This window comes from Gordonia sp. G4 (genome assembly GCF_057770005.1).
In genome coordinates, this window is sequence record NZ_CM173442.1 from 1,996,089 (window position 1) to 2,019,282 (window position 23,194).

The 23,194-nt window shown below is 66.9% G+C and carries 20 protein-coding genes; 1 reads left to right on the forward strand and 19 read right to left on the reverse strand.

The window, feature by feature from the left end:
- Positions 1–148: 148 nt before the first annotated feature.
- The 19 genes from nuoN to AC3B5T_RS08880 form a co-directional block, all read right to left on the reverse strand.
- Complete coding sequence (gene nuoN, locus AC3B5T_RS08790; protein ID WP_055476070.1) at positions 149–1,933, reverse strand: NADH-quinone oxidoreductase subunit NuoN; 1,785 nt, start codon at positions 1,931–1,933, stop codon at positions 149–151.
- Complete coding sequence (locus tag AC3B5T_RS08795; protein WP_010844720.1) at positions 1,933–3,537, reverse strand: NADH-quinone oxidoreductase subunit M; 1,605 nt, start codon at positions 3,535–3,537, stop codon at positions 1,933–1,935. The genes nuoN and AC3B5T_RS08795 overlap by 1 nt, the downstream gene beginning before the upstream one ends.
- Positions 3,534–5,447, reverse strand: a complete 1,914-nt coding sequence (gene nuoL, locus AC3B5T_RS08800) for an NADH-quinone oxidoreductase subunit L (RefSeq protein ID WP_055476069.1) — start codon at positions 5,445–5,447, stop codon at positions 3,534–3,536. Before nuoL ends, AC3B5T_RS08795 begins: the two co-directional genes overlap by 4 nt.
- A 10-nt stretch (positions 5,448–5,457) precedes the next feature.
- Positions 5,458–5,757: an NADH-quinone oxidoreductase subunit NuoK gene (nuoK, locus tag AC3B5T_RS08805; RefSeq protein WP_010844718.1), complete on the reverse strand. Its 300-nt coding sequence runs from the start codon at positions 5,755–5,757 to the stop codon at positions 5,458–5,460.
- Positions 5,754–6,542, reverse strand: a complete 789-nt coding sequence (locus tag AC3B5T_RS08810; protein WP_055476068.1) for an NADH-quinone oxidoreductase subunit J — start codon at positions 6,540–6,542, stop codon at positions 5,754–5,756. Before AC3B5T_RS08810 ends, nuoK begins: the two co-directional genes overlap by 4 nt.
- Positions 6,539–7,102: an NADH-quinone oxidoreductase subunit NuoI gene (nuoI, locus tag AC3B5T_RS08815; protein WP_055476067.1), complete on the reverse strand. Its 564-nt coding sequence runs from the start codon at positions 7,100–7,102 to the stop codon at positions 6,539–6,541. Before nuoI ends, AC3B5T_RS08810 begins: the two co-directional genes overlap by 4 nt.
- Positions 7,095–8,429, reverse strand: coding sequence for an NADH-quinone oxidoreductase subunit NuoH (gene nuoH, locus AC3B5T_RS08820; protein ID WP_055476066.1), 1,335 nt, complete (start codon positions 8,427–8,429; stop codon positions 7,095–7,097). Before nuoH ends, nuoI begins: the two co-directional genes overlap by 8 nt.
- Positions 8,426–10,852: an NADH-quinone oxidoreductase subunit G gene (locus AC3B5T_RS08825; protein WP_055476065.1), complete on the reverse strand. Its 2,427-nt coding sequence runs from the start codon at positions 10,850–10,852 to the stop codon at positions 8,426–8,428. Before AC3B5T_RS08825 ends, nuoH begins: the two co-directional genes overlap by 4 nt.
- Positions 10,849–12,915: an NADH-quinone oxidoreductase subunit NuoF gene (nuoF, locus tag AC3B5T_RS08830; RefSeq protein WP_084817266.1), complete on the reverse strand. Its 2,067-nt coding sequence runs from the start codon at positions 12,913–12,915 to the stop codon at positions 10,849–10,851. Before nuoF ends, AC3B5T_RS08825 begins: the two co-directional genes overlap by 4 nt.
- Entirely contained in the window at positions 12,912–14,225 is a 1,314-nt protein-coding gene (gene nuoD / locus AC3B5T_RS08835; RefSeq protein ID WP_055476064.1) for an NADH dehydrogenase (quinone) subunit D, read from the reverse strand. The genes nuoF and nuoD overlap by 4 nt, the downstream gene beginning before the upstream one ends.
- On the reverse strand, positions 14,225–14,932 hold the full coding sequence (locus tag AC3B5T_RS08840) for an NADH-quinone oxidoreductase subunit C (protein WP_055476063.1): 708 nt from the start codon (positions 14,930–14,932) through the stop codon (positions 14,225–14,227). Before AC3B5T_RS08840 ends, nuoD begins: the two co-directional genes overlap by 1 nt.
- Positions 14,929–15,483 carry a NuoB/complex I 20 kDa subunit family protein gene (locus tag AC3B5T_RS08845; RefSeq protein ID WP_010844710.1) on the reverse strand — a complete coding sequence of 185 codons (555 nt, stop codon included), beginning with the start codon at positions 15,481–15,483 and terminating at the stop codon, positions 14,929–14,931. The genes AC3B5T_RS08840 and AC3B5T_RS08845 overlap by 4 nt, the downstream gene beginning before the upstream one ends.
- Before the next feature lie 40 nt (positions 15,484–15,523).
- On the reverse strand, positions 15,524–15,928 hold the full coding sequence (locus AC3B5T_RS08850) for an NADH-quinone oxidoreductase subunit A (protein WP_488358524.1): 405 nt from the start codon (positions 15,926–15,928) through the stop codon (positions 15,524–15,526).
- Between the two features lie 160 nt (positions 15,929–16,088).
- On the reverse strand, positions 16,089–16,496 hold the full coding sequence (locus AC3B5T_RS08855) for a hypothetical protein (RefSeq protein ID WP_055476062.1): 408 nt from the start codon (positions 16,494–16,496) through the stop codon (positions 16,089–16,091).
- Between the two features lie 80 nt (positions 16,497–16,576).
- Positions 16,577–17,281 carry a M15 family metallopeptidase gene (locus AC3B5T_RS08860; RefSeq protein ID WP_084817265.1) on the reverse strand — a complete coding sequence of 235 codons (705 nt, stop codon included), beginning with the start codon at positions 17,279–17,281 and terminating at the stop codon, positions 16,577–16,579.
- A 5-nt stretch (positions 17,282–17,286) separates the two neighbouring features.
- On the reverse strand, positions 17,287–18,471 hold the full coding sequence (locus tag AC3B5T_RS08865; protein ID WP_156354259.1) for a hypothetical protein: 1,185 nt from the start codon (positions 18,469–18,471) through the stop codon (positions 17,287–17,289).
- 28 nt (positions 18,472–18,499) lie between these two features.
- Positions 18,500–19,624, reverse strand: coding sequence for a D-alanine--D-alanine ligase family protein (locus AC3B5T_RS08870; protein ID WP_055476059.1), 1,125 nt, complete (start codon positions 19,622–19,624; stop codon positions 18,500–18,502).
- Positions 19,625–19,666: 42 nt separating this feature from the next.
- Entirely contained in the window at positions 19,667–21,175 is a 1,509-nt protein-coding gene (locus tag AC3B5T_RS08875; protein ID WP_055476058.1) for a Mur ligase family protein, read from the reverse strand.
- The gene (locus tag AC3B5T_RS08880; RefSeq protein WP_055476057.1) at positions 21,175–21,930 is read right to left on the reverse strand and encodes an alpha/beta fold hydrolase; all 756 of its coding nucleotides are present in this window, start codon (positions 21,928–21,930) and stop codon (positions 21,175–21,177) included. Before AC3B5T_RS08880 ends, AC3B5T_RS08875 begins: the two co-directional genes overlap by 1 nt.
- Before the next feature lie 117 nt (positions 21,931–22,047).
- Here AC3B5T_RS08880 and AC3B5T_RS08885 point away from each other — a divergent pair, with 117 nt between their 5' ends.
- Positions 22,048–23,193, forward strand: coding sequence for a UDP-N-acetylmuramoyl-tripeptide--D-alanyl-D-alanine ligase (locus AC3B5T_RS08885; RefSeq protein WP_231632724.1), 1,146 nt, complete (start codon positions 22,048–22,050; stop codon positions 23,191–23,193).
- The last annotated feature ends 1 nt before the right edge of the window (position 23,194 follow it).

Sequence of the window (23,194 nt, forward strand, 5' to 3'; positions counted from 1 at the left end):
TCCGGTGGCGACTACCCCGATGCCGACCAATAGGAACACGCTGCGCCTGCCAACGCACCGTACTCGGCGCCCTCCCACCCCCGCCGAAGGACCCCCGCCACTTCACGCTGCTATCAGAGCGATCCCCCGACGGACGCTTGTCGCCAGATCAGCGCAAGAACACCGACGCCGAATCGGCGAGATCGAGCAGCGGTTGGGGGAAGACGCCGAGGGCCACCGTGGCGAGAGTGCACAGGGCGATGCCGGACGTCGTCAGCACACTGGGTTTCACCACGTGCGGGGCGCCGGTGGCGGGTACGTCGTCGAAGAACATGGCGACGATGATGCGGATGTAAACGTATGCGGCGATCGCGCTGCTGATGACGCCGATGACCACGAGTACGCCGCCGCCGGAACCGGCTGCTGCGGCGAAGACGTCGAACTTGGCGATGAAGCCACTGGTCAGTGGGATGCCCGCGAACGAGAGCAGATAGACCGCGAACATGGCACCCACAAGCGGATATCGGCGGCCCAGCCCCGACCACTGGGTGAGGTCGGTGGCCTCGCGGCCGGACAGGTGGGGGTTGCGCGGTGTCGGTGTCGCGCCGTGGATGACGGCATTGCGAGCGGAGGTCCGGGTGTCTGTGTCGGGCTCGCGGATCACGGCGACCGTGGCGAACGCGCCGAGAGTGGTGAAGGCGTAGGCGGCGAGGTAGAACAGCGTGGCGCCGAGTCCGGCGTCGTCGAAGGCGATCAGGCCGAGCAGGATGAACCCGGCGTGCGCGATCGACGAGTACGCCAGCATGCGCTTCACGTCCGTTTGGGTCACCGCCATCACCGAGGCGATCACCATCGAGGCGATCGCCACCGCCCACAGTGCGGGTTCCCACTGCTCGCGGAGTGCGGGGAAGCCGACGTAGAACACACGTAGCAGCGCGCCGAAGGCGGCGACCTTGGTTGCTGCGGCCATGAACGCCGTGACCGGCGTCGGGGCGCCCTGATAGACATCCGGTATCCACGAATGGAACGGCACCGCACCCACTTTGAAGAGCAGGCCGACGGCGAGGAGGGCCAGTCCGATGAGTGCCAGCGTGGTGTCTCCGCCACCGTCGGCGGCCGCCGAGATCGACGCACCGATCGTCGAGAGGTTGAGCGAACCCGTGGCGCCGTACACGAACGCCGAGCCGAACAGGAAGAACGCCGACGAGAACGCACCCAGCAGGAAGTACTTGAGCGAGGCCTCCTGCGAGATGAGGCGCCGCCGCCGCGCGAGTCCGCACAGCAGATACAGCGGGAGCGAGAACACCTCCAGCGCGATGAACATCGTGAGGAGATCACCGCACGCCGGGAACAACATCATCCCGCCCACCGCGAGCAGGGCCAGCGGGAACACCTCGGTGGTCACCGCACCGGCGCGGGTGGCCTCGAACTCGGCGTCGGTGTTGGGCACCGAGGCTCCCGAGGGGGTGAACATGTCCGCGTCGACCCCACCACCGTTCGGACCGACGCCGGCGGTGCCTGCGCCGGCCGCCGACTCGGCCCCGCCGACCCCGGCGAGTCTGCGCATCGTCACGGGCGCCACGACGCGCTCGAGCCGACGTTCGGCCATGAACCCGACCGCAACGATCGCGATGATCAGCAGCAGTCCTTGCAGATACAGTGCCGGCCGGTCGACGACGACCGCGCCGGACATCGCGAACTCACCGTTCGCGCCATCGTGTGTCTGCGCGACCGCCAGCGTGATCAGCGCAGCGAATGCGACGACCAGTCCGCCGAGCGAGAGAGACAGTTGCATGGGATAGCGCAGGCGGCCCGGCGCGAACGCCTCGACCAACACCCCGACGACCCCGGCGCCGAACACGATGAGCATCGGTGACAGTGATGCGTACTCGACGCTGGGGGTGTCGATGGCAGCGAGCGTCATCGAGTCTCCGACGAGGGTGTTCGGATTCATCAGTTGCCCTCCGCATCAGGCTCGGCCACAGCCGGTTCGGGCGATTCGACGCCGACGGTGGTGAGCGTTGCCTGCACCGCGGGATCGATCAGATCGATCATCGGTTTCGGGTACACCCCCAGCCCGATGAGCAGGGCGAGGAGCGGTGCGACGACCACCAGCTCGCGTCCCGCCAGGTCCCGCATCGGCGACGAGCGGGCGTCGGGCGTCTTAGGCGGCCCGCCCATCATGCGCTGATAGGTCCAGAGGATGTAGATCGCCGAGAGGACGAGCGCCGAGCAGGCGACCACCGCGGCCACCGGGTATCGGGTGAATGTGCCGATGAGAACCAGGAATTCGCTGATGAAGGGGGCGAGCCCGGGGAGCGAGAGGGTGGCGAGCCCGGCGACCAGGAAGGTGCCCGCGAGGACCGGTGCGACCTTCTGCACCCCTCCGTAGTCGGCGATCAGGGTGCTCCCACGGCGCGACACCAGGAACCCGGCGATGAGGAACAGTGCCGCGGTGGAGATCCCGTGGTTGACCATGTAGAGGGCCGAGCCGGTCTGGCCCTGGTCGGTCATCACGAAGATCCCGAGGATGATGAAGCCGAAGTGGGAGATGGATGTGTAGGCGATCAGCCGCATCACGTCGGTCTGGCCGATCGCCAGGATCGCGCCGTAGACGATGCCGACCACGGCGAGTCCGCAGACGAGCGGCGCGAAATACTGTGACGCATCCGGGAACAGCTGCATGCAGAACCGCAGCATCGCGAAGGTCCCGACCTTGTCCATGACGGCCATCATCAGTACCGCCGAGGCGGGAGTGGCTGCGACCGCGGCGTCGGGCAACCACGAGTGCAGCGGCCACAGGGGCGCCTTCACCGCGAATGCGAACAGGAAGCCGAGGAACAGCAGCTTGGCCAGCCCGGTCGAATCGTCGATCTGTCCGCCGGCGACCGCGGCGGCGATGTCCTGCAGCGCGAAGGTCCCGCCACCGTCCGCGCCCACCCCGTCCTGCGCGGTCACCACGTAGAGCCCGATCACCGCGGCCAGCAGGAGGAGGCCGCCGAAGAGGTTGTACAGCAGGAACTTCACCGCCGCGGCCGATCGGTTCGGCCCGGTGCCGAACCCGCCGATCAGGAAGTACATCGGGATGAGCATCGCCTCGAAGAAGATGTAGAACAGCAGTACGTCGAGGGCGACGAAGCTCATCAGCACCATCGCCTCGGTCGCGAGGAACAGTGCCAGATAGATGTGCGGGCCCTTCTGCGCGCGACCGCCCGAGCTGTCCAGCGAGCCGACGGATTCCGCATCGCGCCAGCCGGCGACGAGCAGCAGCGGCAGTAGCGCCGCGGTCAGCAGCACCAACACCAGTCCGATGCCGTCGAGACCGAGCGCGTACCGCGTGCCCAGCGCCGGTATCCAGCTGACATCCTCGACGAACTGGTAGCGCTCGCCACCGGGATCGAAACCGATCGCGAGGCCGATCGCCAGGACGAGAACCGCCACGGACATCACGAGAGCGAACCACTTCGCGGCGGTCGCCCGGTGCGCCGGCACCGCCAGGACAAGCGCCGCGCCGACCGCGGGCGCGACCCAGAGGACGGTCAGCCAGGGGATGCTCACAGGACGTTCACCGCCATCACCAGGGCCACGATCACCGTGGTGCCCGCGAACATCGACAGGGCGTAGGACCGGACATATCCGTTCTGCCAGCCCCGTATTCGACCCGACGCACCGGTCACCGCATCGCCGACGCCGCTGGTGAGTGCGTCGACCCCGTCGGACTCGACCGCGACCAACCCGGAGGTGAGGCGCCGGCCCGGCCGCATCAGCAGCTCTTCGTTGACGGCATCGCCGTAGAGATCGCGGCGGGCGGCGACGGTCAGCACGGACACGTCCTCGGGTGCGGTCACCGGCACCGCACGGGTCGCGTACTGACGGTAGGCGACGGCAACGCCGGCGGCGACCACGACGAGGATGATCGCGGTCATCGCCCACACCGGGATGAGGTGGTGCGCGGTGTGTTCTCCGACAACGGGTTCGAGCCACGTCTCCAGCGATCCGCCGATGGCCAGGAGGCCGCCTGATGCGACGGAGCCGAGCGCGATCAGGATCATCGGACCGGTCATCACCCGCGGCGACTCGTGCGGATGCGGTACCGGCGCGTCGGTGCCGTCGTGCCAGCGCCTGTCGCCGAAGAAGGTCAGCAGCATGACCCGGGTCATGTAGAACGCGGTGATCCCGGCGCCGAGAAGTGCGGCGCCACCGAGGATCAACCCCTTGGCGCCACCGGCTCCGAACGCCGCCTCGATGATGTGATCCTTCGAGTAGAAGCCGGCGAACGGCGGTACGCCGATGATGGCGAGATAGCCGACACCGAAGGTGGCGAACGTGATCGGCATCAGGGTGCGCAGGCCACCGTAGCGGCGCATGTCGGTCTCGTCGTTCATCCCGTGCATCACCGAACCTGCGCCCAGGAACAGCCCCGCCTTGAAGAAGCCGTGGGTCAGCAGGTGCATGATGGCGAACGCGTAACCGGCCGGCCCGAGCCCGGCGGCCAGGACCATGTACCCGATCTGGCTCATCGTCGACGCGGCCAGCGCCTTCTTGATGTCGTCTTCCGCGCAACCGATGACCGCACCGAACAGCAGGGTGACCGCGCCGACGACCACGACTCCGACCTGGGCGGCGGGGGCGAGGTCGAAGATCGGGCCCGAGCGGACGATGAGATAGACGCCCGCGGTCACCATGGTCGCGGCGTGGATCAGGGCCGACACCGGTGTCGGACCCTCCATCGCGTCGCCCAGCCAGGACTGCAGCGGTACCTGCGCCGATTTGCCGCACGCGGCGAGGAGCAGCACGAAACCCAGTGCGGTGAGCGTGGTCTCGCCCGCCTGCGAGGCGCCGTCGAAGACGGCGGTGAAGGACACCGACCCGAACGTGGCGAACATGATCATCAGGCCGACGGCCAGCCCGATGTCGCCGACCCTGTTCACGACGAACGCCTTCTTGGCGGCGGTGGCCGCCGACGGCTTGTACTGCCAGAAGCCGATCAGCAGGTAGGACGCGAGCCCGACGCCTTCCCAGCCGAGATACAGACCCAGGTAGTTGTCGGCGAGGACGAGCACCAGCATGGCCGCGAGGAACAGATTGAGGTAGGCGAAGAATCGACGACGATCGGGATCGTGCTGCATGTAGCCGATCGAATAGACATGGATGAGTGAACCGACGCCGGTGATCAGCAGGACGAAGCACATCGACAACTGGTCGAGGCGCAACCCGAAGTCGACCTGCAGCTCGCCCACCGGTACCCAACTGAAGAGGACGTCCGACACGGCGCGGTCGTCGGCGGAACGGGACACCATGCCGGTGAACATGATCAGCGCGACCGCGAACGACGCGATCGCCAGACCCGTACCGAGCAGGTGCCCCCACCGGTCGGTCGCGCGTCCGCCGAGGAGCAGGATCGCGGCACCCACGAGCGGCAGTGCGGGGATCGACCACAGCAGTGACGCAGTGAGTTCGGCGTTCACCAATCCTCCTCTACCGCTTCAGCAGATCCGCGTCGTCGACCGACGCCGACCGGCGCGATCGGAAGATGGTCATGATGATCGCCAGTCCGACCACCACTTCCGCCGCGGCGACGACCATCGTGAAGAAGGCGATCACCTGGCCGTCGAACGACTGGTTCATCCGAGCGAAGGTGACGAAGGCGAGGTTGGCCGCGTTGAGCATCAGCTCGATGCACATGAAGACGATGATCGCGTTGCGTCGCAGCAGTACTCCGGCGGCGCCGATGGTGAACAACAGCGCCGCGAGGTAGAGGTAGTTCTCCGGGTTCACCGGCCACCCCCCGGCTCCTCGGGTGTGTGGGCGCGAAGTGTCCGCGCGGCCAGGATGGCGTTCACCGACAAGTCCGACGGGGAGCCGTCGGGCAGGCGTGCCGGCACGTCGACCGCATTGTGTCGCGCATAGACGCCAGGTGTCGGCAGCGGGGTCAGGTTCACCCCACTGCGGAACCGCGCCTGCGACAGTTCCTTCTGGGTGAGCCGCGGTCCGAAGCGTTCCCGGTGCGCCAGCACCATGGCGCCCAGCGTGGCGGCGATGAGGAGCGCGCCGGTGAGCTCGAAGGCCCACAGGTAGCGGACGAAGATCAGCTCGGCGATGGCCTCGACGGCGTCGTCGCTCCCCGCGGCCATCGCGTCGGGGGCGGTGGCTCCGGTGACGACTCCGACGGTGGCGCTGCCGATCCCGGCGATCAGCAGAACCCCGAAGCCGAGTCCGATCAACGCGGCGGACACCCGCTGACCGCGCAACGTCTCGCGCAACGAGTCCGACGAGTCGACGCCGATCAGCATGATGACGAACAGGAACAGCATCATCACCGCGCCGGTGTAGACCACCACCTGCACCACACCCAGGAACAGTGCCCCCTGCGCGACGTAGAAGACCGCGAGCACGATCATCGTGGTGGCCAGGGAGATCGCCGAATAGACGGCTTTGGTGGCGAAGACGACGCCCAGAGCGCCTGCGACGGCGACGGTTCCGAGAACCCAGAACTGGATCGCCTCACCGGTTGAGGTGCGAACCGCCTCGTCGGCGAGCCACAGGGTGTCCGTGGCGGTCATGGCTGCGTCTCCCGGTGACCCCGGACCGTCGGAACCGGCAGGTCCACGCGGCCGTCGGCACTCACCTCACCCCGGTAGTAGTTCTCCTCGGTGGAGCCCGGTGCCATCGCATGCGGCGGCGCCTCGACGCCGGGTTCCAGCGGAGCGAGCAGACGGTCCTTCTCGTAGATGAGGTCGGCGCGATTGTCGTCGGCGAGCTCGTAGTCGTTGGTCATCGTCAGCGCTCGCGTGGGGCACGCCTCGATGCACAGCCCGCAACCGATGCACCGCAAGTAGTTGATCTGGTAGACGCGGCCGTACCGTTCGCCAGGTGAGTAGCGCTCCTCGGAGGTGTTGTCGGCGCCCTCGACATAGATCGCATCCGCCGGACAGGCCCAGGCGCACAGCTCGCACCCGATGCACTTCTCCAGGCCGTCGGGATGCCGGTTCAACTGGTGGCGGCCGTGGTATCGCGCGGCGGTGGGTCGCTTCTCCTCTGGATACTGCTCGGTGATCGTCGGCTGGAACATGCCGCCGAAGGTGACACGCAAACCGCTCACGGGTTTCAGGAAGTCAGGCATCGGTGGTCTCCCGGTTCGCTGTCGGATCGGTGACGGGTGTGCCCGGCTCGGATGTGGTCCCCGGTCGTAGCACCTGACCGGGCATCGGCGGAACGGGGAATCCGCCTGCCATCGGGTCGAACTCGTCGGGTGCGGCCGGGTCTCCGGACTCATCCGCCGCATCAGGGGTGTCGGGAATCCTCATCAGCCGCAAGACCGCGTAGGCGATCAGGCCGGTGACCACGAGCCCGGCTCCCGCGGACACGAGTGCCCGGGTGAGGTCGGCGTCCTCACCGGCGAACGCGGCCCGGATGATCGCGACGACCATCACCCAGGTGAGCGAGATGGGGATCAGGACCTTCCAGCCCAGGTTCATGAACTGGTCGTACCGCAAGCGCGGCAGGCTGGTTCGCAGCCAGATGAACACGAACAGGAACACCCACACCTTCAACGTGAACCAGAGCACGGGCCACCAACCGGAGTTGGCCCAGTCGAAGGCGCTCACCGGCCACGGCGCCTGCCAACCGCCCAGGAACAGCGTGGTGGCGAGCGCGGAGACGGTGACCATGTTGATGTACTCGGCGAGCATGAACATCGCGAACTTCAACGACGAGTACTCGGTGTGGAACCCGCCGACCAGCTCGCCCTCGGCCTCGGGCAGATCGAAGGGTGCCCGGTTGGTCTCACCGACCATCGAGATGGCGTAGATGACGAACGAGGGCAGGAGCAGCAGTACATACCAGTGGTGCTCCTGCGCGGCAACGATTCCCGATGTCGACATGGTCGCGGCGTCGAGGAACACCGCGGCGAAGGTGAGTCCCATGGCGATCTCGTAGGAGATGACCTGGGCCGTCGACCGGAGGCCACCGAGCAGTGGATACGTGGAGCCCGACGACCAGCCGGCCAGCACGATCCCGTAGACGCCCACCGATGTCACGGCCAGGACATACAGGACCCCGACCGGGAGGTCGGTGAGCTGCAACGGTGTCTGGTGACCGAACACCGACACCATCGGCCCGAACGGGATGACCGCGAAGGCCATCACCGCCGGAACGACCGCGATGATCGGCGCCAGCAGGTAGATCACCTTGTCGACGCCGGTGGGGATGATCCCTTCCTTGAGCGCGAGCTTGACCCCGTCGGCAAGGCTCTGCAAGATTCCCCTGGGGCCGACCCGGTTCGGACCGATCCGGGTCTGCATGCGGGCCATGATCTTTCGTTCCAGCAGTATCGCGACGAGCGGATTGACGACGAGGAACGCGAACACCGCCACCGCCTTGGCGACGACGAGCCAGATCGGATCGAGCCCGAAGTCGTCGAGGGTGGGGTAGTCGACGGCGAGTGTCACGGGGCACCCCCTGCGGTGTCATCTGTGATGTCGACCGGTGCTGGAGCGGGCGCGAGGGCGACGAGATCCCCCTCCTGCGCGCGGAGCGCCGCGTGGACGTGCGAGCCGGGTGAGAACAGCGGGAGCCAGACCACCCGGTCAGGCATGTCGGTGATCTCCACCGGAAGGGTGATGGCGCCGTCGGCGGTGCTGACGCGGAGACGGTCACCCGCCGCGACACCGGCTTCGGCGGCGGTGGAGCGCGCCAGCCGAGCCACCGGCGGGCGGGCGGTACCGGCGAGGTACGGCTCCCCGTCTTGCATCCGTCCCTCGTCGAGCAGCATGTGCCATCCGGCCAGGACCGCCTGGCCGGCGGCCGGAGTGCGCTGCGGCATGTCGACGGCGTCGACGGCGGGCCGCCGGCCCGACCACCCACCGATCCGTCGCAGGTCGATGTGGATGGTCGCCACATCGCCACATCGGAGGTCGACACCCATCTGCCGGGCGATCTCGTCGAGGATGCGGTGGTCGGACAGATGGCCGGAATCCTTCAGGGCGGTGGTGAAGCTCCGCGGGCGGCCCTCCCAGTCGACGAACGTGCCCTCTTTCTCGGCGACGACGGCGGTCGGGAACACCACGTCCGCGGACCGCGTGACAGCGCTGTGGCGTTGCTCGAGGCCGACGACGAACGGGGCGGCGGCGAGCGCCTCGGTCGCCGCGGTGGGGTCGGGGAGGTCGTCGATGTCCACACCGGCGATCAGCAGCGAGAGTCCGTGGTAGCGCGCGGCATCGATCATCCCGGCGGTGTCTCGGCCGGGCCGTGGGTCGAGGTCGGTGCCCCAGATGTCGGCCACCGGCGTACGGGCGGCGTCGTCGTCGAGCGGGCGCCCTCCGGGCAGGAGTCCCGGCAGGGCTCCCGCCTCGAGTGCGCCCCGTTCGCCCGCGCGTCGCGGGATCCACGCCAGTCGGCCGCCGGTGCGCTCGGCCAGCTGCGTGGCCGCGAGCAGCGCACCGGGCCGGGTGGCGAGCCGTTCGCCGACGACGATGACCGAACCGGGTGGCTCGAGGTGGGCGAGCACCGCCTCCGACCGCAGCGCCCCGGCCTCGTCACCCGGCACGGTCGGGAAGAGCGTGGCGTCGAGTTTGGTTGCGCCTCGGCTCGCGAACGGGGCGAGCGTCGCGACGCGCTGACCCGAGGTGCGGACCGCGCGCCGGAGACGCAGGAAGACGATCGGGGACTCCTCCTCGGGTTCGAACCCGACGAGCAGCACCGCGGGCGCGCTCGACAGGTCCTCGTAGGTGGTCTCGAGCCCGCGCCCGGCGACGCGGGCGGCGAGGAAGGCGGCCTCCTCGGCGCTGTGGCTGCGGGCGCGGAAGTCGATGTCGTTCGTGCGCAACACGGTCCGCGCGAATCGTGAGTACGCGTAGGCGTCCTCGACGGTCAGCCGGCCGCCGGTGAGAACACCGGTGTTGCCCAGCGATCGGGACAACCCCTCGCTCGCGACGCGCACCGCGTGCGCCCAGGACACCTCACGCAGTTCGCCGTGCCGGTCCCGGACGAGTGGAGCGGTGATCCGCTCCGCCGACGACGCGTACGCGAACGCCCAGCGTCCCTTGTCGCAGTTCCACTCCGAGTTGACCTCGGGGTCGTCGCCGGCGAGCCGTCGCAGGACCTTGCCGCGGCGGTGATCGGTGCGCTGGGCGCAGCCACTGGCGCAGTGCTCGCACACGCTCGGCGTCGACACCAGGTCGAAAGGACGCGCGCGGAACCGGTACTGCGCGCCCGTCAGCGCACCGACCGGGCAGATCTGGACGGTGTTCCCGGAGAAGTAGGAGTCGAACGGCTCGTCGGCGTAGACGCTGACCTGTTGCAGCGCACCGCGATCCGCGAGCTCGATGAGCGGATCACCCGCGACCTGCGTGGAGAATCGGGTGCAGCGGGCACACAGCACGCACCGCTCCCGGTCGAGCAGGACCTCCGACGACAGCGGGACCGGCTTGGTGAAGGTCCGCTTGACGCCGTCGAACCGGGACTCCGCGCGCCCGGCCGACATCGCCTGGTTCTGCAGGGGGCACTCGCCGCCCTTGTCGCACACCGGACAGTCCAGGGGGTGATTGATCAGGAGGAGCTCCATCACCCCGCGCTGGGCTCCCGCCGCGATCTCGGAACTGAGCTGTGTCCGCACGACCATTCCCTCGGTGGCCACGGTCGTGCACGACGCGAGCGGCTTCCGCTGTCCCTCGACCTCGACGAGGCATTGCCGGCAGGCGCCGACCGGTTCCAGGAGCGGGTGGTCGCAGAACCGCGGGATCGTGATCCCGATCTGCTCGGCCGCACGGATGACCAAGGTGCCCTTGGGAACCCGGACAACACGGTCGTCGATCGTGATGCCCACCAGGTTGTCTGTCTCGGTCGCCGGACCGCTGCCGTGAACCAGTGTCATCGGACGCCTCCCGACCAGACGGTCGACCGTGAGTGATCGAACGGGCACCCGTGGTCGAGGTGAGCCAGATACTCGTCGCGGAAGTACTCCAACGAGGACACGATCGGGCTGCCCGCGCCGTCCCCGAGAGCGCAGAACGACTTGCCGACGACGCTGTTGGTGACGTCGGCGAGGGTGTCGAGGTCCGCGGCGGTTCCGCCCTCGTGCTCGAGACGACGGAGCAGTTGCACCAGCCAGTACGTACCTTCGCGGCACGGGGTGCATTTCCCGCAGGACTCGTGTTCGTAGAACTCTGTCCACCGCAGGACGGCGCCGACCACACACGTCGTCTCGTCGAAGATCTGCAGGGCCTTGGTGCCGAGCATCGACCCGGCCGCGGCGACGCCCTCGTAGTCGAGCGGGACGTCGAGGTGCTCCGGCGTCAGCATCGGCGTCGACGACCCGCCCGGCGTCCAGAACTTCAGCTCGTGACCGGCGCGCACCCCGCCGGCACGATCGAGCAGTTCCCGTAGCGAGATCCCCAGCGGCGCTTCGTACTGTCCGGGACGCGTCACATGACCCGACAGCGAGTAGAGGGTGAACCCGGGCGACTTCTCGGTGCCCATGGACCGGAACCAGTCGACGCCGTTACGGACGATCGACGGGACACTCGCGATCGACTCCACGTTGTTCACGACCGTCGGACTCGCATACAGCCCGGCGACCGCCGGGAAGGGCGGGCGCAGGCGGGGCTGTCCCCGTCGGCCCTCGAGCGAATCGAGCAGTGCGGTTTCCTCGCCGCAGATGTAGGCACCCGCGCCGGCGTGGACGACCAGTTCGAGGTCGAAGCCCGAACCCAGGATGTCGGCGCCGAGATAACCAGCGGCGTAGGCCTCGTCGACGGCGGTGCGCAATCGCCGGAGAACCGAGGCGACCTCGCCGCGTACGTAGATGAACGCGTGGTGAGCGCGGATGGCATGGGCCGCGATGATCACGCCCTCGACGAGGGTGTGCGGCGAGGCGAGCATCAGCGGCATGTCCTTGCAGGTGCCGGGCTCGGACTCGTCGGCGTTGACCACGAGATAGTGCGGGATGGTCTCGTCGCCCTGGGGGATGAACGACCACTTCATGCCCACCGGGAAGCCGGCGCCGCCGCGGCCCCGGAGTCCGGCGGCCTTGACCATCTCGATGATGTCGTCGGGCGGAGTCCGCAACGCGGTCGACAACGCGCGATAGCCGTTGTGGCGTCGGTAATTGTCGAGGGTCCAGGATTCCGGCTCGCTCCAGTGGCGGGACAGGACCGGGGCCTCCGGAGGTTCGGGCTCGGGGTCGGGTGCTGCACTCGTCGGCTGGGAGGTGGTTTCGACTCGGCTCCTCGCTTCGCTCGGGGCCGGCTCAACCAGCGGGGAGGGGGCCGGCGCGACCACCCCGGCAAGGTCCCGTTCGGTTCCTCGGAACGATCGCACCGGACCGGTTCCGCGAGCCGGCGTCACCTCGACGCCGGCACGGAGGTCCTCGATCAGCTCGATGGTCGACTCCGGGGTCTGGTCGTCGAAGAACTCCCAGTTGACCATCACCACCGGCGCGAAATCGCAGGCCGCGTTGCACTCGACGTGTTCGACGGTGATGCGGTGGTCGGCTGTGGTGTCCCCGGGTTCGACGCCGAGGTGGTCGCAGACCGAGCGCAGGATCTCGTCGCCGCCGAGGGTCGCGCAGAGGGTGTTGGTGCAGACGCCGACCAGGTACTCGCCGGTGGGTGTGCGCCGGTACATCGAGTAGAAGGTGGCGACCGAGGCCACCTGTGCGGGCGTCAGATCCAGTAGCGCGGCGCAGAACTCGATGCCGGCGCGCGTGAGGCGGCCGTCCTGGGACTGGACCAGGTGCAGCAGCGGCAGCAGCGCCGATCGAGCCTGCGGGTAGCGGGCCACGATCGGCCGGGCCTGTGTTTCGAGGTGCTCGGCGACCTCGACCGGGTAGTCCGTCGGTCCGTCGAAGACGATGGGTGGGACCGGGGTGGCGTGCGCCGGCGCCGATCCCTCCGGCGGCGGTGCGGTGCTCAGGTCCACGAACACGGGATCGGTCATCGGTCCACGCCTCCCATCACGGGGTCGATGCTGGCCACCGCCGTGATGACGTCGGCGACCATCCCGCCTTCGCACATCGCGGCGACCGCTTGCAGATTCGTGAACGACGGGTCGCGGAAGTGGACGCGGTACGGACGGGTGCCGCCGTCGCTGACCATGTGGGCGCCGAGTTCGCCCCGCGGTGATTCGACGGCGATGTAACACTGGCCGGCCGGGACGCGCATGCCCTCGGTGACCAGTTTGAAGTGGTGGATGAGAGCCTCCATGGAGGTCCCCATGATCCGCGCGATGTGCTCGGGCGAATTGCCCAGTCCATCCGGCCCGAGCGCGAGGTCGGCAGGCCAGGCGAGTTTGCGGTCGGCGACCATCACCGGCCCCGGACGCAGGCGTTCCAGGCACTGTTCGACGATGCGGATCGATTCGCGCATCTCCCGGACGCGGATCAGGTAGCGGCCGTACGAATCGCACGTGTCCTCGGTGATGACGTCGAACTCGTAGTCCTCGTAACCGCAGTATGGTTCGGCCCGACGCAGGTCGTGCGGATAACCGGCCGACCGCAACACCGGGCCGGTGATCCCGAGTGCCATGCAGCCGGTGAGATCCAGGTAACCGACGCCCTGGGTCCTCGCCTTCCAGATGTAGTTGTCGGTCAGCAGATCTCCGAGTTCGTCCAGGCGGCCGGGGAGCTGGCGGATCACCTCGGCGACACGTTCGACACCATCCGCCGGGAGGTCCTGTGCGACACCCCCGGGCCGGATGTAGGCGTGGTTCATCCGGAGGCCGGTGATGAGTTCGAACAGGTCGAGGATCATCTCCCGTTCGCGGAATCCGAGGAACATCGCCGTGACGGCACCGAGTTCCATTCCGCCGGTGGCCAATGCGACGAGGTGGCTGGAGATGCGGTTGAGTTCCATCAGCATCACCCGGATGACGGTGGCACGCTCCGGGATGTCGTCGGTGATGCCGAGGAGTTTCTCGACACCGAGGCAGTAGGCGGTCTCGTTGAAGAACGGCGACAGGTAGTCCATCCGCGTGACGAACGTGACGCCCTGAGTCCAGTTGCGGTACTCCAGGTTCTTCTCGATCCCGGTGTGCAGGTACCCGATTCCGCAGCGGGCCTCGGTGACGGTCTCGCCCTCGATCTCGAGGATCAGACGCAGGACCCCGTGTGTCGACGGGTGTTGCGGACCCATGTTGACGACGATGCGTTCGTCACCGGGTTGTTGTTCGGCGCGGGTGCGGACGTCGGACACGATCGAGTCCCAGTCCTGCCCGGACACGGTGTAGGTGCGTGTGTGGGTGTCGGTCATCAGTTGTACGACCTCCTCCGGTCGGGCGGGTCGATGCGGGTTCCCTTGTATTCCACGGGGACTCCGCCGAGCGGGTAGTCCTTCCGCTGGGGATGCCCTTCCCAGTCGTCGGGCATCTCGATCCTGGTCAGAGATCGATGGCCGTCGAAGACGATGCCGAAGAAGTCGTAGGTCTCGCGTTCGTGCCAGTCGTTGGTCGGGTAGATGTCACAGATGCTCGGGATGTGCGGATCGGCGTCCGGAGCCGCGACCTCGAGCCGCACTCGTCGACCGTGCGTGAGCGATGCGAGGGGATAGACGGCGTGGAGTTCCCGGTCCGCATCGCCGGGGTAGTGGACCCCGCTGACCCCCAGGCAGAGTTCGAAGCGCAGGGCGGGCGCATTGCGAAGAGCCAATGCAACGGCCGGGAGATGCCGGCGCACAACGTGGATGGTCATCTCGTCGCGAAAGACCACGACCTTCTCGATCGCGTCGTCGTGACGATCGCCCAGTTCGTCTCGCAGGCGATCGGAGATCTCGTCGAAGTAGCCGCCGTACGGACGGGACGAGCTGGGCGGCAGCGTGACCGGCCGGACCAGCCCGCCGTATCCCGACGTGTCGCCGGTTCCGGGCGGGCCGAACAGGCCGTGCCGGACGCCGATCTGTTCGGAATCGGGGGGCGGAGGCGCCGGATTCTCGGGATCCTGGTGGCCTGCGGGCGTCGTCATCGGAGCAACCCCTTGAGCTCGATCGTCGGGGTGGCCTGGAGGGCTGCGCGTTCGGCCGCCCAGATGGCCTCCTCGCGGTTGACCCCGAGCGGCATCTCCTGGATCTTCTCGTGCAGTTTCAGAATCGCGTGCAGCAGCATCTCCGGACGCGGCGGGCAGCCCGGCAGATAGATGTCGACGGGGACCACGTGGTCGACGCCCTGGACGATCGCGTAGTTGTTGAACATCCCGCCCGACGACGCGCAGACCCCCATGGCGAGAACCCATTTGGGTTCCGGCATCTGGTCGTAGATCTGCCGCAGGACGGGTGCCATCTTCTGGCTGACCCGGCCGGCGACGATCATGAGGTCGGCCTGACGTGGCGATGCCCGGAACGCCTCCATGCCGAAGCGTGCGAGGTCATAGCGCCCCGACGTGGTGGCCATCATCTCGATGGCGCAGCAGGCGAGCCCGAATGTCGCCGGCCACAGCGAGCCCTTGCGCATGAAGCCCGCCAGATCCTCGACGGTGCTCAGCAGGAATCCGCTGGGGAGTTTCTCCTCGAGTCCCATGGGTGACCTCCTTGCCGGTGTCGGATCGTGCGAAATGCTCTCAGTCCCAACTCAGTCCGCCGCGGCGCCATTCGTAGGCGTACGCGACGGACACGTTGACGATGAACAAGAGCATGGCCATGAGTCCGAACCACCCGAGTGAGTCGAAGGCAACGGCCCACGGGTAGAGGAACACGATCTCGATGTCGAAGATGATGAAGAGCATCGCGGTGAGGTAGTACTTGACCGGCACGCGCTGGACCGAACCGGTCGCCACGGCGCCGCCCGCGGTGCGTCGCGTCGGGTAGAGCAGGCTCTGTTCGACCGGCTCGATGCCGCATTCGTAGGGCTCGAGTTTGGCGCGGTTGTACCGTTTCGGACCGATCGCGATGCCGATGAAGACGCTGAAAACGGCAAACGCCGCGCCGATTGCCCCGAGGATCATGATCGGGACGTAGGCGTTCAAAGCGCGGACCCCTCCTCGCTTGTGGCGACCGGAGTGCACCTGTTCGGTGCGGCCGGCCCGGGTGTTCGTCCTATCCGCGCCGGCTGCCGATCTGGTCCGCCAGTACGAATGTGAGCTGCAACACAAGCCTAGGTGAGTGTGTGGCGCGAGTCACTGTTTTCTAGAGTTCGGCGTTTCCGACCATCTCGACGAACGCACGGGGCAGGGCGATCGGATCGACCGGCAGCACGGACACGGCGTCGGCGCGCGACCAGTCAGCGAGCCACCGGTCGTCGGCGCGTCCGAGGAGGACGAGCACCGGCGGGCTGGGATCGAGTTCGTCCTTCATCTGCTTGGCCAGGCCCATGCCGCCGGCCGGGGTGGCCTCGCCGTCGGCGATCACGGCGTCGATGACACCGGCGTCGAGCTGCGCGAACACCATCGGCGCCGTGGCGACCTCGACGAAGGTGAGATCAGGCAGGTCGGGATCGGGGCGGGTTCCGAGGGCGCCGATGACCTGCCGTCTGGTATCGGAATCGTCGGAATAGACCAGCACACGCAGCGTTCGCGGAGCCAGGGGGTGGGTCACGCCGTTGATGCTACGACATGCACCGGTCGGCTACGGCAGCTCGGCGGAGTGATTCGCGGCAGACCGTGATCTACAAGCCATCATGGCCCGTCGATCGCGGGATAGATCGAGTGCTGCAGCCCGTAGAACCTCGCCCAGATCTGGTCGCCGTAAGACCAGTGCCACCACTCCTGTTGATAAGGGGCGAAGCCGGCCTTAAGCATCGCGTTTCCGAACATTCGACGCAGATCGCGGATGAGCACGGCATCGGCTCCCTTCACAGCGTGTGTTTCATACCAGTCCGTCGCAGCGGCAGGAGTGAACTCGTCGAAGTCGGTGCCGAGTGCGAGAGGAATGCCGTTATAAGAGATGGTGAGATCGACTGCGCCGCCAGTTACGTGCGGTGGCGCGAAGTCCGGGTCGTCGGCCGACGACACGAATCCTGCACCGACTGGGTCGTGGTCGGTCGAATAGTAATTGACCAGTTCACGCTGGAACTTTCGTGTCCGCCAGCCATCGAGGATGACCAGTCCGAATGCGCCCGGCAACGCCGCCGATGCCACGGAGAGGCGTCCGCAGACGCCGGTGCGGAGCAAGGTCAGTGCCGGCGGGTGACCAACGGCAAGCATTCGGTAGTACGGCATGGTCGCGACGGTCGCTGGAGGCTCGGTGAGCTCTTCTGTGCTGAAACCGATTTCGATTCCACCGGGATCCGACGGCCAGCCACGGAAATTGATCGGGGGAACCGAGATCGCGGCGCTAGACAATGCCCGAGGATCAGGTGGCACCAGGAACGGTGATACCATCGGCGCTACCCGTGCCAGCTAAACAGGGCGCCACTTCCGGGCCACAGGAGAGAATCTCGACCGGTGGAGATCGATCGCTGACTGGCCAGCAGTCCTTGCACATACTCTTCCTCGTTGCGTGCCTCGGCACGTTTGGCCCGTCCGAAGAAGGCGTCGCAACGTAGCTCGGCCGTGGGACTCAAGTTGAAGACTTTCATCGACACCGACGTGGCCCCGGCGCAGTAGTAGTTGAAGTAGACGAGGAACCGATCCTCGCGTACCACGGGGAAGTCGAAAGCGATCTGCACTGGAACGCGTTCGCGCAGGTCCTCCTCGGCGGGCCGGAAGCGCCATCGCAAGATGTCCTCATTGTAGTCCTCGCCAGCCTCGACGACCGGCAGCGTGGCCGAACCCGCGCGCGAATCGGGTGTCGAATCTGCGGTGCCGGATGGCTCGTCACGGCGGGGGCTGCGCACCTCCCGCATGATTCGCTGGGTTTCGCCGTTGACGTTGACCCCGACGGTGCACAGCCGCACCACGGCCTCCCGCCAGAGCTGAGCACTCAACTCGTGGCCGTCACTGTCGAAGAGAGTCACCACCTCCCGAGCAATACAGTTCGGGTTCCGGAACTCTTGGTGCAGCGCGGACACCGTGCGAGCCGCGCTGATCCAGTAGTCCTGGTCCTCACCGATCGGGGGTAGGACCCGCTCGCTGCGGGAGAGCGTCTGGACCGCGTGATACTGCACCGTGGTCGTCGATTCAGCGAACTGGTCAAACTCTTCGTTGAGATGAGCCTGGACCGAGTAGCTCATGTTGCGGATCATCTGAGCGGGTTCATGGCTGGCGGCGATCAGGGGTACCAGGGCCTGCTCATAGATCAGCTTATTCCACTCGGATTGGTCGCCAGCGGATTCCGCCTCGATCAGTGACCGTGCCAGCGCAGCACGTTTCTCGGTCGGAATAAGCCGACGAATGTCGACGGCCTTGAGGTTCCACAGGTCCGAGCTCAGCTCGGGCAGGAACACGGCGCTGGCCGCGGTGCCGGCCAGGATCAGTAGGATCTGCTGGATCGGGTCGCGAACGTTGGCGTTGGCGGGCCACTGAGCGACGGTCAGCACCGCGTAGAGGGCAATCGCCGATCCGGCGACCAGCAACGCGATACGGGCGCGCTGCCTTGTCAGATGCAGGAAATACCGGCGAATCCTGCCCATGGGCAGATGCGTCCCGCGGTTGCCCACGCTAGTGCCGTTCAACGTTCAGTCCGGCCAGCTTGCCCGCGATCCCGCCTGCGGCTTGCAGCGCCGAACTCCGGTTGTGGGTGGTCGTCGCAGAGGACCGAGGCGGGTTCTTGCGCACCTCCTCAATCGCGTCGAGCAAGAGCCGGTCGACTGGCACTTTGGTCCACAGGTAAAGCGCCATCGCGCCGGGGATGGTGTTTGCCTCGTTGACGAAGACCTCGTCGTCGTTGGAGAGAAAGTCCACGCGGACGATCCCGGTGATGCCGGTGACATCGGCGACCTCGCGTGCATACGAGTGAATCGCATCGCGGGTCTTCTGGGAGATCACCGCGGGCATTTCCCGGGGTGCTCCCTGCAAACCGGATTCGTTTAGGTACTTCTCCTCGTAGGAGTAGATGGTGGAACCGACCTCGGGCCGCAGTGGCCGCTCGATCTCCGACAACTCGAACGCCGGGTAGGTGCGGAAGGAGACGTTGTAGTCACGCAGGTCGCTGCGATAGGGCTCCACCACTGCACCGTTGCGCAAATGGATACTGCTCCGAAGCAGCGTCCTGGCTGTTTCGATGTCGTCGGCGACCTCGATACCGATCGACGATCCACCGAAACGCGGCTTCACGATTAGCGGGCCCTCGATGGCGTGGGTCGACGTCTCGGTGAGCAGTTCCCTTGGCAAAGTCGGAATCCCGGCCGCGCGCAGCGCGGTCCCGAACGCGTACTTGTCCATCGACAACGCACCCGCCCACGCCGAACCTCCGGTCGCAGGCACCCCCATCAGTTCGAAGATCGACGCGAACCCGCCCCCTTCGCCGAGACTGCCGTGCGTGGCATTCATCACGACACCGAGGTCGACCCGCTGGGAGCGTAGCCCCTTTTTGGTCCAGACGCCCGGCTCGGGTGAGAGTTGTACAGCCAGCTCACGACTCCCCGCCGGCGCGCCCGCGGTGAAATCGCGAGCCTCAGTGTTTGCCGGCACGAGGTGCCACCGTCCGCCCTGGTCGACGTAGATCGGGTTGATCTGCTCAGCACCTGCGCCGCGGAGAACCCGCTCACATTGCAGGCCTGTGAGGATGCTGATCTCGTGTTCGGGCGAGGGCCCGCCGAAGACAATGGAAACGTGATTGGTCACCAAGGAGGTCCTTCTACTCAGTCATCTGGAACGCTGCTCACCCTACGGGTAGTGACTGGGCAAGTCGTTTTCGTAGAGAATGACATCGCCGGGCTGTGCACGTTTGGTCACGAACGAGGTGGCGGCACGCCGAGACTCTACGAACTCGACGCGTCCGGGATCGGCGCCGGCCCGCAGCGCGGCACGGTTGGTGTATCCGACCACGACAAGGTGGTCATTGTCGGTCGCCGTGGCCGCTCGCGCGAACTCTTCATTCCGAACCCGCTGGTCGGGGCCTAACTCGATCATGCCGGGTGAAATCGTCCACACTTGATTGCCGGCCGCGAGGGTGGACGCTGATCGCAGCGCCGCAGCCGCCCCGACCGGGTTCGCGTTATATGTGTCGTCGATCACGACTCGCCCGGTGGCGTCGGTGATAGCCTCGGCCCGATGCGGCGCCTTGGGTAGGTGGGTCAGGGTCGGGCCAATTCGTTCGGCGGGCACCCCGGCAGCAAGGGCAAGGCCGACGGCGACCGCGAGGTTGATCGGATGTCCCGCCGGGGGCGCCTCTACCGATGCGATCTCGGCGGACCGATGATGCACGATCCACCGGCCGTTACGTTCGTCGACGTAGACTTCGGCTTCGGGAGATTCGACGCTGACCCCGATGACCCGCGCTGTGCTGACCTGCGCGAGATCGGCCAGCTCTGGAACGTCGATGTTGAGAACCGCGGTCTCGACGTTCTCGACGATCTCGCTCTTGGCGCGCACGATGGTATCCCGGTTCTTCATCCGCTCGAGGTGCGCGTCGCCGATAGTGATGATCGCCGCGATTCGCGGGCGGAATATTTCGCACAGACGCCGAATCTCGCCCGGTCCGTAGGTGCCCATCTCGGCGACGAACACCTCGGTACCGCGATGAAGGTGATTGTTCACCGTCGATGAGAGCCCGAGAAGATTGTTGAAGCTAGCGGGACTCGCGACGGTAGGCCGCGTGGTGGAGATAATCTGTGCGGCGTAGTTCTTGGTGGATGTCTTTCCGTACGAGCCGGTGATGGCTACAACCTCGGCGCCAATGTCGTCGAGTTTCCGCTTAGCCTGCACCACGTACTTGTTGGCCGCCGCGCGTTCGATCGGACCGGTGATGAGCAGGGCGAGGTCGATGATCAGGAAGGTGAACGGCACGAGGATGGCCGCGACGACCGGCTTGAAGCACAACGCACACGCGACGACGAGCAGTACGGTCGCAACCACAACAAGTCGTTTCACTCGGCCGGTGACGACAAGACGGTTTTCCTTGGGGTGTATCGCGAGATTCCAAGGGAATGCGACAGCGACGACCAATCCGGCGATCGTCGCGGGCCACGCGAATAGGCCGGCGATCAGGAGGGTCAGCGCAGCGATCCCGAGGGCAACGTTGAGCGGCCGGGCGCGAAACCAGATCAGCATAATCGCCGACATGCGACCTGTCGCGTAGTGCTCCCTCTGGGCCACCCGAAGCCACCGGTAACTGCAGGTGGCGAGCGCGGCAGCAACCAGAACCCACAGGCCCATGGTGATGATCGTCGCCATCAGGAGTCCGCTACGCCTTTCTTCACCGCGGTGATGAGTGCGCCGCGCATGGGGTTATCGAGCAGATGGCCGGAGCCGTTGATCACTTCAAGCTGCGCGCTCGGCACCTGATCGGCTACGACGGCGTTGACCGACAAAGGTGCCGCGGTATCTTCCGATCCCCACACAAGGTCCATTGGGATCCGCGCGTCTGCGACGGCCGCGATCTCAGCATCGTAGTTCTCGTTGACGACCTTGACGAAGATCTCACGCATGATTCCGTGGGCCTCCCGGTAGTCGGCGGAGCCGTATCGCTGGCGGTATTCGTTCATGAGCGAATCGGGCAGCAGTCCGAGGCGATGGAGTCGTTTTGCGATGCGGAACGGCGCTGGCGACTTTCCCGAACCGGTTGGTCGAATGAAGGGAACCCCGGTGAAGACGAGCCGGGAAAACAGGTCGGGCCTGCGGGCGGCCATGTGAATGCCGACACGACCACCGAATGAGTGGGCGAGCAGGACGAGCTTGCGGTCCTCGTCGTCGAGCTCTCGAGCGAGCGCCGCCAGGATGTGTTCGGCGTACTCCGGGCTGCCCCACGCGGTGATTGGAGCCGGTGTCGCGCCGTGCCCAGGCAGATCGATGGCAATCGCGTCGAGTCCGTTGAGTACCGGGTTCCAGTCTGCTCTCGTTCGGCCCCAACCGTGTAATGCAACCACAGAGAATGATGGGTCACCGTGGCGTTCAGCCAGGAGTTCGCCATCGAGGAGGGTCGTGAGCACGATGCATAGGGTAACACCGAGGGCTGGTGAGACGACCCGAGGTGTGCCCGTCGTGATGGGCACTGACGGTCTGCAATCACCCGGTGACAGCCCCGCCGCGCGTCGCTGCTCGCGACGATGACCTCGCGCAGGCTCGTCGCCAGGGCTCGGCACGATCCGGTCGGCGGAACCGCCATCCGCGTCGCCGACACCGCACTCGCGCTCGCCGACCTCGGGCGGGCCGTCCGCACCCGGATCCCCGATCGCGTGGTGGGCATCACCGGCTCGGTCGGCAAGACCTCGACCAAGGATCTGCTCGCCGGAGTTCTCGGCACCACCTACCGGACCGCAGCCAGCGAGAAGTCGTTCAACAACGAGCTCGGACTCCCGATCACCCTCGCCGCGGCCGCCGACGATGTGGAGGCGGTGGTCCTCGAGATGGGCGCACGCGGAATCGGGCACATCGACCTGCTGTGTTCCATCGCGCATCCGACGGTCGGCGTGATCACCCGCGTCGAGGGCGTCCACCTGGAGCTGTTCGGCGACATCGAGTCCGTTGCGCGCGCGAAAGGTGAACTGGTCGAGTCGCTACCGGCCGACGGGATCGCGGTGCTCAACGCCGACCACCGGTACGTCGCGGCGATGGCGGACCGCACCTCGGCTCGCGTCCTGCGTTACGGACTCTCACCGGACGCCGATGTGTACGCCTCCGACATCGTGATGGACGACGAACTACGCGCGTCGTTCCGGTTGCACACCCCGTGGGGATCGACCGATGTCCGGTTGGGCGCACGCGGCGAACATCAGGTCCCCAACGCGCTGGCCGCCGCGGCTGCCGGCGGCGGTCTGGGGGTCGCTGTCGAGGACATCGCGACCGGCCTGCTCGGTGCGCAGTTGTCCGGCCTGCGAATGGAACTGACGACCTCGTCGCGTGGCGTGGTGGTGCTGAACGACGCCTACAACGCGAACCCGACGTCGATGTCGGCGGCACTACGATCGCTGGCCGCCCTGCCCGCGACGCGACGGGTGGCAGTCCTCGGCACCATGGCCGAACTCGGCGCCGACTCACCCGCCCAGCATCACGCGATCGCGCTCGAGGCCCGTGACCTCGGGATCGAGGTCATCGCGGTCGCCGAGGCCGGTTACGGCGACTCCGCCCGGCACGTCTCCGACGTCGACGGCGTGGCGGCCGAACTCGGCACCCTCGAGGAGGGCGCCGCGGTGCTGGTCAAGGGCAGTCGGGTCGCCGCGCTCGAGCGCGTGGCGCAGGCACTGCTGGACTAGC